This window comes from Streptomyces sp. NPDC001858 (genome assembly GCF_053594615.1).
Genome location: NZ_JBSFEV010000015.1, coordinates 21,049 through 38,392, shown reverse-complemented (window position 1 = coordinate 38,392; position 17,344 = coordinate 21,049). Strand labels below are relative to the sequence as shown.

The following is a 17,344-nucleotide window of genomic DNA, read 5'->3' as shown; positions in this document are numbered from 1 at the left end:
CAGCGGAGCGCTTACACCTCTCCCTTGGTCAGCCTGGCGATCCCGGCGATGCGGTAGGCGTCCGCCTCCTCCAGGGTCTCGTTCTCCAGCAGCGCCTCGGCGAGGGCGTCCAACTGCCCCTGGTGCTCGCGGAGTCTGCGGCACGCCTCCTCGTAGCACTCGTCGACGATCCGGCGCATCTCGTGGTCGATCGCGTCGAGGGTGGCCGGCGCGGCGGCGAGGCCGTAGGCCTGCTGGGCGTCGCTCGGGAGGGCGGAGAGCCGGCCGACCCGCGGGCTCATGCCCCAGCGCGCGACCATCCCGCGGGCGATGTTGCTGACCTGTTCCAGGTCGTTCTCCGCACCCGTCGTGACCACCCCATAGATCACGTGCTCGGCGGCCATCCCGCCGAGAGCGCCGATGATGCGGCCGCGCAGGTACTCCTCGGACAGCGCGTACCGCTCCACCTCGGGGGTGGACAGCGTCACGCCGAGCGCCCGGCCGCGCGGCACGATGGTGACCTTGCGGACGGGGTCGGCGCCGGGCTGGAGCATGCCGAGCAGGGCGTGGCCGCTCTCGTGGTAGGCCGTGCGCCGCCGGTCCTCCTCGGGCATCACGAGCGTGCGCTCGGCCCCGAGCTGCACCTTCTCCAGCGCTTCGGAGAGATCCGACGCGGTCACCTGCTCCTGCCCCCGCTTGACGGCGAGCAGGGCGGCCTCGTTGGCGAGATTGGCCAGATCCGCACCGGTCATGCCCGGGGTCGTACGGGCCACCTGGACCAGATCCACATCGGCGGCGAGCGGGATCTCCCGGGTGTGGATCCGCAGGATCGCCGCGCGTCCGGCGCGGTCCGGCGGGGAGACGTTGACCACCCGGTCGAAACGGCCGGGCCGGGTCAGCGCCGGGTCGAGGATGTCGGCGCGGTTGGTGGCCGCGATGACGATCACGCCCTCCGCGCCGGAGAAGCCGTCCATCTCGGTGAGGATCTGGTTCAGCGTCTGCTCACGCTCGTCGTGCCCGCCGACCGAGGCGCCCCCGCTGCGGACCCGCCCGATGGTGTCGATCTCGTCGATGAAGATGATCGAGGGGGCCACCTTGCGCGCCTCGGCGAACAGCTCCCGCACCCGGGAGGCGCCGACGCCGACGATCATCTCGATGAACTCGGAGGCCGAGGCCGAGAAGAACGGCACCCCCGCCTCGCCCGCCACCGCCCGCGCCAGCAGGGTCTTGCCGGTGCCCGGCGAACCGGCCAGCAGCACCCCGCGCGGCATCTTCGCGCCCATCCGGCGGTAGACGTCCGGATGCTCCAGGAAGTCGACGACGTCGTCCAGCTCGCCCTTGACCTCGTCGATGCCGGCCACGTCGGCGAAGGTGGTGCGCTGGGTGCCGGGCCGCAGCTCGACCGGTTTGGGCGGCGCCTTGCGGCCGAGCATGCCGCCCGCCCCGCCCATGCCGCCGCCGAACCGCCGCGCGAAGAAGATCCACACCGCGACCAGGATCACGATCGGCACCAGCGACAGCAGCAGGTTGGACAGCAGACCGCGCTGCTGCACCACCGGCCGCGCGGTCACCGTGACATCGCGGCGGTCCAGGCTCTGCCAGAGGTCGTCGTCCGCGAAGGCCGGCCGCTGGGTCTTGAACTTGGTGTACTCGCCGTCGCCGTCGGGGTCGTCCCGGGCCTCCTTGAGCTGGCCCTGGATGGCGTCGCCCTTGGAGTAGATCTTCTCGACGTTGCCCTCGTCGACCTGCCGGCTGAACTCCGTGTACGAGATCGTCGGCTCGTCGCCCTGGCCGAGGTAGTTCAGCCCCACGTAGACCAGCAGGAAGACGATCACCGCGGTGACCGCGAGGCCCCACCACCGGCCGCGTGGCCGACGGCCGCCGGGCCGCCGGGGCGGCTCCTCCGGGGTGCCCTCGGTGCGCCAAGGCTGGTCCGGTGCCTTGCGAGACGGCGCGGCATTGCCCATATCTGGACGTTACGGCACGGAACGGGCCCCGGCATGCGCTGAGGGCGCCCTCCCGTGCGGGAAGAGCGCCCTCGGCGTCGGGTGCGGCAGGGCCGTCAGCCCATGAACTTCTTGAACTCGTCGGGCAGTTCGAAGTCCTGTGCGCCCTGCTGCGGCAGCCCCAGCGGGTTGCCGCCCTGGGCCTGGGCCTCACGGCGCTGGGCCGCCTCCAGCTCCTGCTGCTTGCGCTTCATCGGGTTGCCGGAGCGCTGCTTGCCCTTGGCCTGCTTGGGCTGCTTCTTGGTGCGGCCGGGGCCGCCGCCCATGCCCGGGATCCCCGGCATACCGGGCATGCCGCCGCCCTGGGCCATCCGGGACATCATCTTGCGGGCCTCGAAGAACCGCTCGACCAGGCCCTTCACCGCGCTGACCTCGACACCGGAACCCTTGGCGATACGGGCGCGGCGCGAGCCGTTGATGATCATCGGGTCCTGGCGCTCGCCCGGGGTCATCGACTTGATGATCGCGGCCGTGCGGTCGACGTCCCGCTCGTCCAGGTTGGCGATCTGGTCCTTGATCTGGCCCATGCCGGGCAGCATGCCGAGCAGCTTGCTGATGCTGCCCATCTTCCTGACCTGCTCCATCTGGGCCAGGAAGTCGTCCAGGGTGAAGTCCTGGCCCTTCTTGGACGCCAGCTTGGAGGCCATCTTCTCGGCCTCTTCTTGGCTGAACGTCTTCTCCGCCTGCTCGATCAGGGTGAGCAGGTCGCCCATGTCGAGGATGCGGGAGGCCATCCGGTCGGGGTGGAAGGCGTCGAAGTCGTCGAGCTTCTCACCGTTCGACGCGAACATGATCGGCTTGCCGGTCACGGAGGCGATCGACAGGGCGGCACCACCGCGGGCGTCGCCGTCGAGCTTCGACAGCACGACGCCGTCGAAGCCGACGCCGTCCCGGAAGGCCTCGGCGGTGTTGACGGCGTCCTGACCGATCATCGCGTCGACGACGAAGAGGATCTCGTCGGGCGAGACGGCGTCGCGGATGTCCGCGGCCTGCTGCATCAGCTCGGCGTCGATGCCGAGGCGGCCGGCGGTGTCCACGATCACGATGTCGTGGACCTTGGTCTTGGCGAACTCGATGGAGTCCTTGGCGACCTTGACCGGGTCGCCGACGCCGTTGCCCGGCTCCGGCGCGTAGACGGCCACACCGGCCCGCTCGGCGACGACGCTGAGCTGGTTGACGGCGTTGGGGCGCTGGAGGTCGGCGGCGACCAGGAGCGGCGAGTGGCCCTGCCCCTTCAGCCAGTGGCCGAGCTTGCCCGCGAGGGTGGTCTTACCGGCGCCCTGCAGACCCGCGAGCATGATCACGGTCGGCGGCTGCTTGGCGAAGCGCAGCCGCCGGGTCTCGCCGCCCAAAATCTGCACAAGTTCGTCATTGACGATCTTGAGCACCTGCTGGGCCGGATTCAGTGCCCGGGAGACATCGGTGCCGAGGGCGCGTTCCTTGACGTTCTTGATGAACGTGCGGACGACCGGCAGGGCCACGTCGGCTTCGAGGAGGGCGATGCGGATCTCGCGCGCGGTGGCGTCGATGTCCGCCTCGGACAGCCTGCCCTTGCCGCGGAGATTCTTGAAAGTCGCGCTGAGGCGGTCGGAGAGGGTATCGAACACGGCGACGTCGGTCCTCGGAGTCGGGGGCGGTGGGCTGCCCTCCAGAGTATCTGGCCCAGCCAACAAATCGTCCCCGCCCGCTGTAGTCAGCGGACGGGGACGGAACCCCCGCGTCGGCGGGGAGCAACCAAGGATCGTGACAAGCTCGTCGTTGACGATCGGACCACCCCCGCGTCAGCGGGGACACATCCGGCTAACGCACAGGATGACTCCAAGGTCACGCCCGCAACGCTTCCTCCAGTTTCCGAGCCACGGCCGCCGCCTCGTCCCCCGCCAGGGGCGTGCCCTGCGCTTGCGTCACGTAGAACGCGTCCACCGCGTTCGCGCCCAGCGTCGAGACGTGCATGCTGCGCACCCGCAGGCCCTCGTCCTCCAGCGCCGAGCCGATGCGGAACAGCAGGCCCGGCGCGTCCTGGGCGCGGACCTCGATGACCGTGGCGTGCCGGGAGGCCGCGGAGGCCACCGTGACGCGCGGCGGCGGCGCGACCCAGCCCCGCCGCCGGGGGTAGGCGGCGTCGCGCTCCGCGAGCCGGCCGGCGATGTCCAGGGAGCCGTCCAGGGCGCGGACGAGGTCGGCGCGCAGCCGGGCCGCCTGGGGCAGCGAGCCGTACTCGGCGGCGACCCGCCAGTTCAGCAGCAGGACGGAGCCCTCGACGCCGGTCGGCAGGTCCTGGGCGCGCAGTTCGGCGGTGCGCACGGTCAGCCGGTGCATGGCGAGGACGCCGGCCACGGCGGGCAGCACGCCCTCCTGGTCGGGCACGGCGATGAGGAGTTCCACGCCGAGCGGCTCGGGGTCGCCGGACGGCTGTTCCTCCGCAGGCGGTTCCGTCTGCGCGCGCAGCGCGAGCACGGGGCTGCCGGTGGCGACCGCCTCGATGGCGAGGCGTTCCTGCTCGGCGGTGGGCGCGGCCGCGGCGGGTTCCTCGGGTTCGTTCCCGGCGAGCACCGCGCCGACCCGCTTGACCAGGTCCGCCACGAGCGAACCCCGCCAGGTGGACCAGGCGGCGGGCCCGGTGGCCAGGGCGTCCGCCTCGGTGAGCGCGTGCAGCAGCTCCAGGGTGCTCTGCGAGCCGACCGCGTCGGCGACCGAGCGGACCGTGACCGGGTCCTCCAGGTCGCGTCGGGTGGCCGTCTCGACGAGCAGCAGGTGGTGCCGGACGAGGGTGGACAGGACGGCGACGTCCGCCCGGTCGAAGCCGATGCGGGCGGCGACGTCCTTGGCGATGATCTCGCCCGCGACGGAGTGGTCGCCGGGCCAGCCCTTGCCGATGTCGTGCAGCAGCGCGGAGACCAGGAGGAGGTCGGGGCGGCTGACCCGGCGGGTGAACTCGGAGGCGCGCACGGCCGTCTCGATGAGGTGCCGGTCGACGGTCCAGATGTGGACCGCGTTGCGCTGCGGGCGGCAGCGCACCCGCTCCCAGTCGGGCAGCAGCTGGGTGATGAGCCCTTCGGCCTCCAGCGCCTCCCAGACCTCGACGGTGGGCTGGCCGGAGCCGAGCAGGGTCACGAGCTGCTCGCGCGCCTCGGCGGGCCAGGGCGTGGGCAGGGGGCGCACGGTGGCGGCGAGGCGGCGTACGGCGTGCAGGGAGAGCGGGAGGCCGGCCTGTGCGGCGGCGGCCGCGGCGCGCAGCGGGAGCACGGGGTCGCGTTCGGGGCGGGCGGCGCGGGCGAGCACCACCTCGCCGTCCTGCTCGACGACGCCTTCGGCCAGCGGAGAGCGCTCGGCGACGGGCTTTCCGCCGCCGAGCATGGCGCGCAGCCGCGGCCGCACGGCGCGCGAGCGCAGCACGCGCCCCACTTCGCGCCAGGTGACGTCGCTCGCGTACGAGATGACGCGCGCGGCCTCGTACACCTGCCGCAGCAGGGTGTCGGCGTCGAGCAGGCCCAGCTCGGCGGCGACCTGGTCCTGTTCCTGGAGGGCGAGGCGGTCGGTGGCGCGGCCGGTGGCCAGGTGCAGGGCGTCGCGGACGTCGAGGAGGCGGCGGCGGGCGTCGTCGAGGCCCTCGCGGGGTGCGTCGGCGAGCCAGGAGGCGGCGACGGCGCGCAGGGCGGTGGCGTCTCTCAGTCCGCCGCGGGCCTCCTTGAGGTCGGGCTCCAGCAGGTACTGGAGCTCGCCCTGGCGCTCGGCGCGCTCGGCGCACAGTTCCTGGAGTTCGGGGAGGCGCTTGGGCGCCTGGTTGCGCCAGTCGGCGAGGACGGACGTCCGCAGTCCGGCGGTCAGGCCGAGGTCGCCGGCGAGGTGGCGGGCGTCGAGCAGGCCGAGCTGGACCTTCAGGTCCTCCGCGGTGGTCTTGCGGGCCTCCGCCGGGGTGCGCACGGAGTGGTCGAGGGCGAGGCCCAGGTCCCAGACGGGGTACCAGAGGCGGTCGGCGAGGCCGGCGATCGCCTTGGGGTCGGAGCCGTCGTGCAGCAGGAGGAGGTCGAGGTCGCTGCGCGGGGAGAGCTCGCCGCGGCCGTAGCCGCCGACGGCGACCAGGGAGACCCCGCGGAGGTCCTCGGCGGCGGCGGTGAAGAGCCCTGTCAGCCAGTCGTCGGTCAGTTGTGCGAGGGCCGCACGGCGCGGCGGCCCGGACCGCGCCTCCTCGGTGAGGAGGCGCAGCCGGGCCGCCGCGTAGCCGCTGGGTCCGGAGTCCTCTGCATCCTTGCGCATGTCCGTACTCGTCACCCAGCGACTCCTGTTCTGTTCTGCCGTCAGAGCGCGTCCGGGCCGCGCTCGCCGGTGCGGACCCGTACGGCCGTCTCGACCGGGAGGGACCAGACCTTGCCGTCACCGATCTTGCCGGTGCGGGCGGCCTTGACGATGACGTCGATCAGCTGCTCGGCGTCGTCGTCCTCGGCCAGCACCTCGATGCGGATCTTGGGGACCAGGTCGACCGTGTACTCGGCTCCACGGTAGACCTCGGTGTGTCCCCGCTGACGACCGTAGCCGCTGGCCTCGGTGACCGTGAGGCCGTGCACGCCGAAGGCCTGCAGGGCTTCCTTGATCTCGTCGAGCCGGTGGGGCTTCACGACGGCGGTGATGAGCTTCATGCGTCCACCTTCTTGCTCGCGCCTGCGACCGCGGTCGGAAGGGCGGTCGTGCGGGCGGCGCCGCCACCGGCACCGCTGAAGTCGTATGCGGTCTCGGCGTGCTCGGCCTGGTCGATGCCGGCGATCTCGTCGTCCTCGGGGACCCGCATGCCGAGGGTCTTGTCGATGAGGAAGGCGAGGATCGCGGAGGCCACCAGGGAGTAGGCGAGGACCGCGAAGACTCCGGCGCACTGCTTCCAGAACTGGTCGAGGCCGCCGCCGTAGAAGAGGCCCTCGACGTCGGACTGGCCCTTGCCGCTGGCGAAGAAGCCGATCAGCAGGGAGCCGACGACACCGCCGACGAGGTGGACGCCGACGACGTCGAGCGAGTCGTCGTAGCCGAACTTGTACTTCAGGCCGACGGCCATGGCGCACAGCAGACCGGCGATGGCGCCGACCGCGATCGCGCCGAGCGGGGAGACCGCACCGCCCGAGGGGGTGATGGCGACCAGACCGGCGACCGCGCCGGAGGCGGCGCCCAGCGTGGTGAACGCGCCGTGGCGGATCTTCTCGTAGATGAGCCAGGCGAGCATGGCGGCGGCCGTCGCGACCTGCGTGTTGACGAACATCAGCGCGCCGACGCCGTCGTCGTTGCCGAGCCACGAGCCGGCGTTGAAGCCGAACCAGCCGAACCACAGCAGACCGGCGCCGAGCATGACCAGCGGGAGGCTGTGCGGGCGCATCGGGTCCTTCTTGAAGCCGACGCGCTTGCCGATGACCAGGATCACGCCGAGGGCCGCGGCGCCGGCGTTGATGTGGACCGCCGTGCCGCCGGCGAAGTCGATGACGCCCAGCTCGAAGGCCCAGCCGCCGGCGCCCCAGACCCAGTGCGCGACCGGGAAGTAGACGACCGTGGCCCACAGGGCGACGAACAGCGCCCAGGCGGAGAACTTGACGCGGTCCGCGAGCGCTCCGCTGATCAGGGCGGGGGTGATGATCGCGAACATCATCTGGAAGACCATGAACACGAAGATCGGGATGGTGTAGCCGTCCCACAGCTCCGTCAGTCCGATGTCGCTGAGGCCGACCCAGTCGGAGTTCCAGCCGATGAGGCTGCCGGAGTCGGTGCCGAATGCCATCGAGAAGCCGTACAGCACCCACAGGATGGTGACTATCCCGATGCTGATGAAACTCATCATCAGCATGTTCAGCGTGCTCTTGACGCGGACCATGCCTCCGTAGAAGAAGGCGAGGCCCGGGGTCATGATCAGCACCAGGGCGGAACAGATGAGCATGAAGCCTGTGTTCGCGGACGACAGCGTGGGTGCGTCCGCCGCAAGCGTGATGGCGGCCTGTGCCATCGGCGTCTCCTCGTCGTAGGTACGGCCCCGTGCGGGCGAAGCCAGAGCGGGTGGTGAGGGGTGGGCCGGTTATGCGCCATGAGATTGACGCAGCGCCGTTTCGGTGGAAGCCCCTCGTTGTTTCGCCGCCGTGACGAAGACGCCTTGTGCGTTACGCCTCGATGAACTGCCTGATGTTCGCCGAGTGGATCGTTATCGTGGCGCAACCTTCACTGAAGGAAGTGGAACCGGCCACGGTCGGCCTTCCGATGACCTGGCATGGGGGAGCCGAGTCGGGCTGTTCGGGAGGGCCGGCCGCGGCCGGGGTTCTAGGGTTTTTCGCGCCGCTGCGGATCGATCAGACCGCTTCGGCGGTCTCCGGAAGTTCGATGGTGAGCCGCTCGGTCAGATCCACTACTTCGGTGAGATCCCCGAAATCGCGTACGGCGCTGTCGACGGTCTTTCGGATACGAGTGTTGACGCGCTCGGAGCGCACCTTCTTGGCTTCCTTCATGGCCTGGATGGCGAGGGTGGCGCTCTGTTCGGGCTCCTGCTGCAGCAGATGGACCGTGGCCATGCCGATCAGGTTCAGCACATAGGACCGCTGGTGGTCGGAGTCGCCCGCGAACCGCTCCACGGCCTTGCGCATCAGGGGCTCGGCGAGGGAGGCGTAGGTGGGGCTGCGGCCCGCGACATAGGCGAGGTCGCGGAAGGAGTGGCTGTTCTCGCCGTACAGCTCGGCCTCGGAGAAGAAGCGGATCCAGTCCGGGTCCGGCTCGTCCCACTCGTCGGTCTCGGCGAAGGTGTCCTCGGCCATCCGCACGGCCCGCTTGCACCGCCCGGGCTGCCCCATGTTGGCGTAGGCGCGGGCCTCCATCGCATACAGCATGGACTGGGTGCGCGGGCTCGCGCAGTCCCGGCTGCCGTACTGCGCGAGGTGGATCAGCTCCAGGGCGTCCTCGGGCCGGCCGAGGTGGATCATCTGGCGGCTCATGCTGGACAGCACGTAGGAACCGAGCGGCCGGTCGCCGGCCTCCTTGGCCGCGTGCAGGGCGAGGACGAAGTATTTCTGGGCGGTCGGCTGCAGTCCGACGTCGTAGCTCATCCAGCCGGCGAGCTCGGCCAGCTCGGCGGCGACCTTGAAGAGCCGCCTGGCGGTGGACTCGGGCTGGGGCTCCTGGAGCAGGTCCGTCACCTCGTGCAGCTGGCCGACGACCGCCTTGCGGCGCAGCCCGCCGCCGCACTGCGCGTCCCACTGCCGGAACATCACCGTGGTGGACTCCAGCAGGTCCAGCTCGGGCCGGGAGAGCCGGCCGCGGGCCCGGCTGGTGGGCACCGAGTCCGGTTCCTCGAGCGGGGCGGGCGGCGAGGGGACCAGCCAGCGCTGCATGGGCTCGATGAGGGACGGTCCGGCGCACAGGGCCAGCGAGGTGCCGAGGAAGCCGCGTCGGGCCAGCATCAGGTCGCTGCGGGAGAACTCGCTGAGCTGGGCCACCGTCTGCGGGGCCGTCCACGGCAGGTCGACGCCGGTCACGGAGGGTGCCTGGCGCGCGGCGCGCAGCCCGAGGTCCTCGACGGAGACGACGCAGCCGAACCGCTCGGAGAACAGCTCGGACAGGATTCTGGGGATGGGCTCGCGGGGGTTCTCGCCGTCGAGCCAGCGGCGCACGCGCGAGGTGTCCGTGGAGATGTGGTTGGCGCCCAACTGGCGTGCGCGCCGGTTGACTTGACGTGCCAGTTCGCCCTTCGACCAGCCGCTGCGCACGAACCACGACGTGAGCAGCTCGTTCGGGCGCTTGTCCGCGCTCGCAGCGTTGTTTCCGCTTCCGCCGTTGCCGCTCACTGGAACGCCCCCATCCCTGAGACCACTTGTCACTGAGTGCGCCAAGCCTTATCAGAATGCCGGTAAATACGGCTCTCCGTCCGGTACTTGTCACCCTTCGAACGGAAAGCCGAGTTGCCTCCGGCATACCCACAAGCGCATGTGCCTCCAGGACCCGCACACTCAAAGTAATCCTACGATCACGGCTCCAGCCACGGCGATCCCGGAAACGCCACCATTCGCCACCCCTTCGAATGAACTCCCGATGGCCTGCACGCGATTCACTTGACACAGGACGGCCGGGAGTGAGCGGAAGGAAGCACTCAGGGGCGCGCGCAGCCCGACACACCACCGCAAGCGCTTCCGGACGCCGACTGGATCGAGCGGCCACCGGGAAGCGAAAACACAGAGCGTCACTGTGCGCGACCACTGCGTAACCATCGGCGCGTCGGACCCGTTGGAGGGGGCATGGGCTTCACGATCGGCGGCATTCGCGAGATCCGCTCCGGCGCGCGCAGGCGCGGTCGCTCGTCCGAGTGCACCGCGGTCGCCGAGTTCACGGGGCTGTGGGGCTGGGACGCGGTGCCGGGTGCGCGCGCCGCGGCGGGCGTCTGCTCGTGCGGCCGCCCCGAGTGCCGCGAACCGGGCGCACACCCCCTGGAGTTCGCCCCGCGGGTGCCGGCCGGCGCCACCCTCGACGATGTCAGCCGGACCTGGTCGGAGTTCCCCGGCGCCGCGGTGATGCTGCCCGTCGGCCGCGCGTTCGACGTGATCGACGTCGCCGAGCCCGCCGGGCGGCGCGCCCTGGTCCGCCTCGAACGCATGGGCCTGCCGCTCGGCCCGGTCATCGCCACCCCCGCGGGCCGCACCCAGTTCTTCGTCGCCCCCGGCGCCGCCGCCGAGCTGACGGGCCTGCTCTACCGCATGGGCTGGGACGACCCGTCCTCGCTCGACCTGCGCGGTCTCGGCCCCGGTACGCACATCACGGCCCCGCCCTCCGACCGCGGCGGCCTCGGCCCGGTGCGCTGGCTGCGCCCACCCGCGCTGGACTCGACGACCCGCCCGCCGGAGGCCCGGCTGCTGCTGGGGACGCTGGCGTATCTGGCGCATCGCTCCCGGGCGTAGGCCCTACCGGCCCTGCCGGCCCTGCCGGCCCTGCCGGCCCTGCCGGCCCTGCCGGCCCTGCCGGCCCTGCCGGTCCTGCCGGTCCTGCCGGCCCTGCCGGCCCTGCCGGTCCTGCCGGTCCTGCCGGTCCTGCCGGTCCTGCCGGTAGAGACCGGTTCCTTCCGGCCTCACACGGCGAAGCGCCCGCTCCCACTGGACCTGGGGGCGGGCGCTTCTCGCTTCAGCCATGTCTTCCATGTCTTCCACCGTGTCCGGATTTCCGGAGGTGGGTGTCACTCCCCGACCAGAGCGTCCACGAACGCCTCCGGCTCGAACGGCGCCAGGTCGTCCGCGCCCTCGCCGAGTCCGACCAGCTTGACCGGGACGCCCAGCTCGCGCTGGACCGCGATCACGATGCCGCCCTTGGCGGTGCCGTCCAGCTTGGTCAGCACGATGCCGGTGATGTCGACGACCTCGGCGAAGACCCGGGCCTGGACGAGCCCGTTCTGCCCGGTGGTGGCGTCGAGGACGAGCAGCACCTCGTCCAGCGGAGCGTGCTTCTCGACGACCCGCTTGACCTTGCCGAGCTCGTCCATGAGCCCGGTCTTGGTGTGCAGCCGTCCGGCGGTGTCGATGAGGACGACGTCGACCCCCATCTGCTTGCCCTCCTTCACCGCGTCGAACGCGACGGAGGCGGGGTCGCCGGCCTCGGGGCCGCGCACGGTGTGCGCGCCGACCCGCTCGCCCCAGGTCTGGAGCTGGTCGGCGGCGGCGGCCCGGAAGGTGTCGGCGGCGCCGAGGACGACGGTCCGGCCGTCGGCCACGAGCACGCGCGCGAGCTTGCCGGTGGTGGTGGTCTTGCCGGTGCCGTTGACCCCGACGACCATCACGATGCCGGGCTTGCGGTCCTCGGGCTCGGTCTTCACGGTGCGGTCGACGTCGGTGCCGATCAGCTTGAGCAGCTCCTCGCGCAGCAGGCCGCGCAGCTCCTCGGGGGTCCGGGTGCCGAGCACCCGCACGCGCTCGCGCAGCCGCTCGACCAGCTCCTGGGTGGGCTGCACGCCGACGTCGGCGGTGAGCAGCGTGTCCTCGATCTCCTCCCAGGTGTCGTCGTCGAGGTGCTCGCGCGAGAGCAGCGTGAGCAGCCCCTTGCCGAGGGCGTTCTGCGAGCGGGACAGACGGGCGCGCAGGCGGACCAGGCGTCCCTCGGTGGGCTCCGGGATCTCGAGTTCGGGAACCTCGACGGCGGGGCCGGGCGGCTCCTCGACGGCGACACCGGCCGGTCCGCCGTCGGGAAGATCCACCTCCTCGATCGTGCGGCGCGGTTCGTCGCGCGGGGTCTCGGCCTCGTCGCCGACGTGCGGCTCGGCGGGAGGCGCGGTGATGTCGGGCGCGGTGGGGGGCGGCGGGGGCAGCGACTTGCGTCGGCTGCCGATGACGAGCCCGCCGATCACACCGAGCACGACCACGGCGATGACTACAGCAAGGATGACGATTTCCATAACCGCTCCAGTATGCGTGACCCCCGCACGCCTGGGCGGGGGGCCACACGGGTGTGCCCTACCCCTGGTTACCTGACGAGTCGTCAGCTAACGTCCTGCGGCGTCGGCACCCGTCCACCCACCCGGCGAAGGGGGCTTCCCCATGCCCGTCACCGTCGTCCGTTTCAATCTCGTCGCCCCCGGCGCGACCCGCGCCGAGCTGGGCGACCGCTATCGGGCCGCGCTGGAGATGGCCTGCTACGCCGACGAGCACGGCGTCACGACCGTGCAGACCGAGGAGCACCACGGCGTCGAGAACAACTGGCTGCCGTCGCCGTTCGCCTTCGCGGGCGCGGTGCTGGGCGCGACCCGGCGGCTGGCGGTCACGGTCTCGGCGATCATCGGCCCGCTGCACGACCCGCTGCGCCTGGCCGAGGACATCGCGGTGCTCGACCTGCTGAGCGGCGGCCGGCTGGTCACGGTCGCCGGGATCGGCTACCGGCCCGAGGAGTACGAGCGGGCCGGCGTGGACTGGAAGCGGCGCGGGCGCCTCCAGGACGAGCTCCTCGACACCCTGCTCAAGGCCTGGACCGGCGAGGAGTTCGAGTTCCGGGGCCGTACGGTACGGGTCACCCCGCGCCCGCAGACCGAGCCGCACCCGCTGCTGCTGGTCGGCGGCTCCTCGAAGGCGGCCGCCCGCCGGGCCGCCCGGCTCGGCCTGCCCTTCTTCCCCAGCGCGCATCTGCCGGAGCTGGAGGCGTACTACAAGGAGCGGCTGGTGGAGTACGGGACGGAGGGCTGGACGATGATGCCGACCGCCGAGACCCCGCTGCTGCACATCGCGGAGGACCCGGACCGGGCGTGGGCCGAGTGCGGCGAGCACTTCCTGCACGAGGCCCGCACCTACGCCTCCTGGCAGTCCGCCGACATCCGCTCGGCGGTGCGGTCGGCGGCGACGACCACCCGGGAGCTGCGGGAGGAGGGCGTGTACCGGATTCTCACGCCGGACGAGTGTGTGGCGCAGGGGCTCGACAATCTCGTCCTGCACCCGCTGGCGGGCGGGATGCCGGTGGCGCAGGGATGGCGGAGCCTGCGGCTGTTCTGCGAGGACGTCCTGCCCCGGCTCGGGGCGTGAGCCGGGCCGGCTGCCGGCCGAAGGGTCAGCGCAAGCGCTGGCTGATGACCTTCGAGACGCCGTCGCCCTGCATGGAGACGCCGTAGAGGGCGTCGGCGACCTCCATCGTGCGCTTCTGGTGCGTGATCACGATCAGCTGCGAGGACTCCTGCAGCTCCTGCATGATGCGGATCAGCCGTTGCAGGTTGGTGTCGTCGAGGGCCGCCTCGACCTCGTCCATGACATAGAACGGGCTGGGGCGGGCCTTGAAGATCGACACCAGCATGGCCACGGCGGTCAGCGAGCGCTCGCCGCCGGAGAGCAGGCTGAGCCGCTTGACCTTCTTGCCGGGCGGACGCGCCTCGACGTCGACGCCCGTGGTGAGCATGTGGTCGGGGTCGGTCAGGATCAGCCGCCCCTCGCCGCCCGGGAAGAGCCGGCTGAAGACGCCTTCGAACTGGCGTGCGGTGTCCCGGAAGGCCTCGGTGAAGACCTGCTCGACCCGCTCGTCGACCTCCTTCACCACTTGCAGAAGATCGGCGCGGGTCTTCTTGAGGTCCTCCAGCTGCTCGCTGAGGAACTTGTGCCGCTCCTCCAGCGCGGAGAACTCCTCCAGGGCCAGCGGGTTCACCTTGCCGAGCTGCTGATAGGCGCGCTCGGCCGACTTCAGCCGCTTCTCCTGCTCGGCCCGCACGAACCGTCTCGGCTGGTTGCGCGGGTCCTCGGGGTCCTCCGGCAGCACCTCGCCCTCGGCAGGCGGCGAGGGCGGCACGAGCTGGTGCGGCCCGTACTCGGAGACCAGCCCCGAAGGCTCCACGCCCAGCTCCTCCAGCGCCTTGGTCTCCAACTGCTCGATCCGCATCCGCTTCTCGGCGCCGAGCACCTCGCCGCGGTGGACCGAGTCCGTCAGCTTGTCGAGTTCGGCCTTGAGGTCGCGCCCGGCGGTGCGGGCCGCGGCCAGCTCCTGCTCCCGCCGTGCCTTGGCGGCATCAGCGGCGACCCGCTCGGCCTCGGCCCGTCCGACGGACACCTCGACATGCGCGAGCAGTTGCCGCGCACCGGCGGCCACGGCCTCGGCGACGGCGGCCTCGTGCCGCAGCCGCGCCCGGCGCTGGTCGGCACGCGCGCGTGCCTCGCGTTCCGCCCGCGCGGCCCGGTCCAGCGAATCGGCCCGCCCGGCGAGCCCCTTGACCCGCTCCTCGTGGGTGCGGACCTGGAGCCTCGCCTCCATCTCGGTCTGCCGGGCGTTGGCCCCGTCGGCGGCGAGCCGGTCGCGCACGGCGGTGTCGGGTTCCTCCTCGACCGGCATCTCCTCGGCGACGGCGAGCCGTTCCGCGAGCTCCTCGGCCTCCTCGACGGCCCGGTCGAGCGCGTCCTGGGCGCGCGCCGCGGCCGCCGTGGACCGCTCGGCCTCGCCGGCGGCGCCCCTCGCCTGCCCCGAGAGCCGCCCGAGCTGCTGGGCCACCGCCGACTTCTCCCGGTCGGCGGCCCGCCGCCGCTCCCCCACCTCCTCGACGAGCGCCGCGCACTCCTTGCGGCGGGCACCGGCCGTCTGCTGTTCCCGGGCCAGTTCCTCGCACCGCACGGCCAGCTCCTCCAGCTGTGCGGCCGCCTCGTCCACGGACGCCTGCACTTCCAGCAGGCTGGGGGCGCCCGCGGAGCCGCCGTGGGCGAAGTGGGCGCCCAGCAGGTCGCCTTCGGCGGTCACGGCGGTCAGCTCCGGGTGCCGGTAGACCAGTTCCTCCGCGTCCTCCAGGGTGTCGACGACGACGATGTCGTGGAGCAGACGGCGTACGGCGGGCATCAGGTCGGCGGGGCCGCGGACGAGGTCTGCCGCGAGGCGTCGTCGGCCGTCCGCGGGTGCGTCGTGGCTGGTCGCGCCCTGCCCCGCGCCCCTCGATGGCGCGTCCGGCGCCCCGGCGAGCAGCAGCGCCGCCCGTCCCGCGTCCTGTTTGCGCAGCAGGCGGAGTGCGTCGGCCGCCGCAGCGGGGGTCATGACGGCGATCGCGTCCGCCGCCGCGCCGAAGGCCGCCGCCAGGGCGACCTCGTGGCCCGGTGTCACCGTGAGCAACTCGGCCGCCGGGCCCAGCAGGCCGGCGAGGCGGTCCCCGGCACCGAGCAGGGCGCCCGTGCCGTCCTTCCGCCTCAGGCCCAGCGCCAGTGCTTCGCGGCGGGCCCTGGTCGCCGCGCGCTCGCGTTCGGCCGCGGTGACCGCCTCGCGGGCGGCGGTGAGCGCGGCCTCGGCCTCGGCGAGCTGCCGTTTGGCCGCCTCGTGCTGTGCGCCCAGCTCCTGATCGCCGGCGTCCAGGCCGTCGACCTCGGCCTTCAGCGCCTCGTACTCCTCCTGCGCGGTGACGGCCCGCTCCTGGGCCTCGTCGCGGGCGGCGGCCAGCCGGTCGATCTCGGCCTGGGCGGAGGCGGCGCGCGAACGGGCCGCGTTGACCTGGCCGTTCAACCGGGCCAGCCCCTCCCGGCGGTCGGCGATGGCTCGGGCGACGTCCTTCAGCCGCCGTTCCTCGACGGCGAGCTCGCGCTCCAGGTCGGCGCGGTGCGAGACGGTGTCGTCCAGGGCGTGCTGGGCCGCTTCGAGGGCGGCCTCCAGCTCGGCCTCCTGCTCACGGACCCGGGCGGCCTCGCGCTCCATGTCCTCGGGGTCGCGGCCGCGCCGCTCCTCGGGGGGCGCGGAGGTGGCGCTCTTCACGCGCGCGTCGGCGAGCGAGATCGTGCCGCGGACGCGTTCGGCGAGCTGCGACAGCTCGTACCAGGTCTGCTGGGCCCGCTGCAGGCGCGGCGTCAGCTGCCGCACCTCGTCCTCCAGAAGGGACTCCCGCTGGAGCGCCTTGCGCAGCTCCTGCTCGGCGGCCTCCTTGCGCTCCTTGAGCGCGGCCTCGTCGGCGACCTCGGTCTGCAGCGCCTCCCGGAGCCGTACGAGATCGTCGGCGAGCAGGCGCAGCCGGGCGTCGCGCAGATCGGCCTGGATGACGGCCGCTCTTCTCGCCACCGCCGCCTGGCGGCCCAGGGGCTTGAGCTGGCGCCGGAGTTCGTCGGTCAGGTCCTGCACGCGCGCGAGGTTGGCCTGCATCGCGTCCAGTTTCCGGAGCGCCTTCTCCTTGCGCTTGCGGTGCTTGAGGACTCCGGCGGCCTCTTCGATGAAGGCGCGCCGGCCCATGGGGTCGGCGTGCAGGACGGAGTCGAGCTGGCCCTGGCCGACGATGACGTGCATCTCCCGGCCGATGCCGGAGTCGGACAGCAGATCCTGGATGTCGAGGAGGCGGCAGGTGTCGCCGTTGATCTGGTACTCGCTGCCGCCGTTGCGGAACATGATCCGCGTGATGGTGACCTCGGCGTACTCGATGGGCAGCGCCCCGTCGGAGTTGTCGATGGTCAGGGACACCTCGGCGCGGCCCAGCGGGGGACGCCCGGTGGTGCCGGCGAAGATGACGTCCTCCATCTTGCCGCCGCGCAGCGACTTGGCGCCCTGTTCGCCCATGACCCAGCTGAGCGCGTCGACGACATTGGACTTGCCCGAGCCGTTCGGTCCGACGACGCAGGTGATCCCCGGTTCGAACCGGAGCGTAGTCGCGGAGGCGAACGACTTGAACCCTCGGAGGGTCAGGGCCTTGAGGTGCACGCCGCTGGACTCTACCTTTCGGGGATGTCCCACTCCATGAACCCGCGGTTTCACCCCTGAACGCGCAGGGCACACCAAACGTTAAGAGACTGAAAGGGTGCGCGGGGGAGGCAACGCAGGGCTAGCGCGCAGGGGGCACGGGGAAGCGAAAAAGAAAAACAAGAAAAGAAGGAAAAGAAAGAAGGGACGCCGAAGCGTCCCTTGCAAACTCTGACAACTTAGCGGTCCGACGCGGGTTCGATGAGCCGCCC

At 72.0% G+C, this 17,344-nt stretch carries 11 protein-coding genes; 2 read left to right on the top strand and 9 right to left on the bottom strand.

Features of this window, described 5'->3' with window-relative positions; translation table 11 throughout:
- Positions 1 to 11 precede the first annotated feature (11 nt).
- From ftsH to nsdA, 6 genes are all read right to left on the bottom strand, one after another.
- Entirely contained in the window at positions 12 to 1,946 is a 1,935-nt protein-coding gene (gene ftsH / locus ACWCPF_RS21980) for an ATP-dependent zinc metalloprotease FtsH (protein ID WP_451046745.1), read from the bottom strand.
- A gap of 95 nt (positions 1,947 to 2,041) precedes the next feature.
- The gene (gene ffh, locus ACWCPF_RS21975; protein WP_451046744.1) at positions 2,042 to 3,592 is read right to left on the bottom strand and encodes a signal recognition particle protein; all 1,551 of its coding nucleotides are present in this window, start codon (positions 3,590 to 3,592) and stop codon (positions 2,042 to 2,044) included.
- 217 nt (positions 3,593 to 3,809) lie between these two features.
- Positions 3,810 to 6,257: a [protein-PII] uridylyltransferase gene (locus tag ACWCPF_RS21970; RefSeq protein WP_451046743.1), complete on the bottom strand. Its 2,448-nt coding sequence runs from the start codon at positions 6,255 to 6,257 to the stop codon at positions 3,810 to 3,812.
- A 26-nt stretch (positions 6,258 to 6,283) separates the two neighbouring features.
- Positions 6,284 to 6,622 (bottom strand): P-II family nitrogen regulator, encoded by a 339-nt coding sequence (locus ACWCPF_RS21965; protein ID WP_003997576.1) that lies wholly within the window; start codon positions 6,620 to 6,622, stop codon positions 6,284 to 6,286.
- Positions 6,619 to 7,962, bottom strand: coding sequence for an ammonium transporter (locus ACWCPF_RS21960; RefSeq protein WP_451046742.1), 1,344 nt, complete (start codon positions 7,960 to 7,962; stop codon positions 6,619 to 6,621). Before ACWCPF_RS21960 ends, ACWCPF_RS21965 begins: the two co-directional genes overlap by 4 nt.
- A gap of 337 nt (positions 7,963 to 8,299) precedes the next feature.
- The gene (gene nsdA, locus ACWCPF_RS21955; protein ID WP_451046741.1) at positions 8,300 to 9,784 is read right to left on the bottom strand and encodes a transcriptional repressor NsdA; all 1,485 of its coding nucleotides are present in this window, start codon (positions 9,782 to 9,784) and stop codon (positions 8,300 to 8,302) included.
- A 447-nt stretch (positions 9,785 to 10,231) separates the two neighbouring features.
- Between nsdA and ACWCPF_RS21950 the strand changes: the two genes are divergently transcribed.
- The gene (locus ACWCPF_RS21950) at positions 10,232 to 10,888 is read left to right on the top strand and encodes a bifunctional DNA primase/polymerase (protein WP_451046740.1); all 657 of its coding nucleotides are present in this window, start codon (positions 10,232 to 10,234) and stop codon (positions 10,886 to 10,888) included.
- Between the two features lie 3 nt (positions 10,889 to 10,891).
- Here the strand turns inward: ACWCPF_RS21950 and ACWCPF_RS21945 are convergent, their stop codons facing one another.
- Positions 10,892 to 11,116, bottom strand: coding sequence for a hypothetical protein (locus ACWCPF_RS21945; RefSeq protein WP_451046739.1), 225 nt, complete (start codon positions 11,114 to 11,116; stop codon positions 10,892 to 10,894).
- Positions 11,117 to 11,160: 44 nt separating this feature from the next.
- Positions 11,161 to 12,369 carry a signal recognition particle-docking protein FtsY gene (gene ftsY / locus ACWCPF_RS21940; RefSeq protein ID WP_451046738.1) on the bottom strand — a complete coding sequence of 403 codons (1,209 nt, stop codon included), beginning with the start codon at positions 12,367 to 12,369 and terminating at the stop codon, positions 11,161 to 11,163.
- 142 nt (positions 12,370 to 12,511) lie between these two features.
- Between ftsY and ACWCPF_RS21935 the strand changes: the two genes are divergently transcribed.
- The gene (locus ACWCPF_RS21935; RefSeq protein ID WP_451046737.1) at positions 12,512 to 13,483 is read left to right on the top strand and encodes an LLM class flavin-dependent oxidoreductase; all 972 of its coding nucleotides are present in this window, start codon (positions 12,512 to 12,514) and stop codon (positions 13,481 to 13,483) included.
- A 25-nt stretch (positions 13,484 to 13,508) separates the two neighbouring features.
- Here ACWCPF_RS21935 and smc read toward each other — a convergent pair whose 3' ends face one another.
- A complete protein-coding gene (gene smc / locus ACWCPF_RS21930) occupies positions 13,509 to 17,093 on the bottom strand; it encodes a chromosome segregation protein SMC (RefSeq protein ID WP_451046736.1) in 3,585 nt (1,194 codons plus the stop codon).
- Positions 17,094 to 17,344 lie beyond the last annotated feature (251 nt).

What these genes read in the sequence shown, in the direction of transcription:
- ftsH (WP_451046745.1), bottom strand. Translation starts at nt 1,946, where the DNA reads ATGGGCAATGCCGCGCCGTCTCGCAAGGCACCGGACCAGCCTTGGCGC.
- ACWCPF_RS21965 (WP_003997576.1), bottom strand. Translation starts at nt 6,622, where the DNA reads ATGAAGCTCATCACCGCCGTCGTGAAGCCCCACCGGCTCGACGAGATC.
- ACWCPF_RS21960 (WP_451046742.1), bottom strand. Translation starts at nt 7,962, where the DNA reads ATGGCACAGGCCGCCATCACGCTTGCGGCGGACGCACCCACGCTGTCG.
- ACWCPF_RS21950 (WP_451046740.1), top strand. Translation starts at nt 10,232, where the DNA reads ATGGGCTTCACGATCGGCGGCATTCGCGAGATCCGCTCCGGCGCGCGC.
- ACWCPF_RS21945 (WP_451046739.1), bottom strand. Translation starts at nt 11,116, where the DNA reads ATGGCTGAAGCGAGAAGCGCCCGCCCCCAGGTCCAGTGGGAGCGGGCG.
- ftsY (WP_451046738.1), bottom strand. Translation starts at nt 12,369, where the DNA reads ATGGAAATCGTCATCCTTGCTGTAGTCATCGCCGTGGTCGTGCTCGGT.
- ACWCPF_RS21935 (WP_451046737.1), top strand. Translation starts at nt 12,512, where the DNA reads ATGCCCGTCACCGTCGTCCGTTTCAATCTCGTCGCCCCCGGCGCGACC.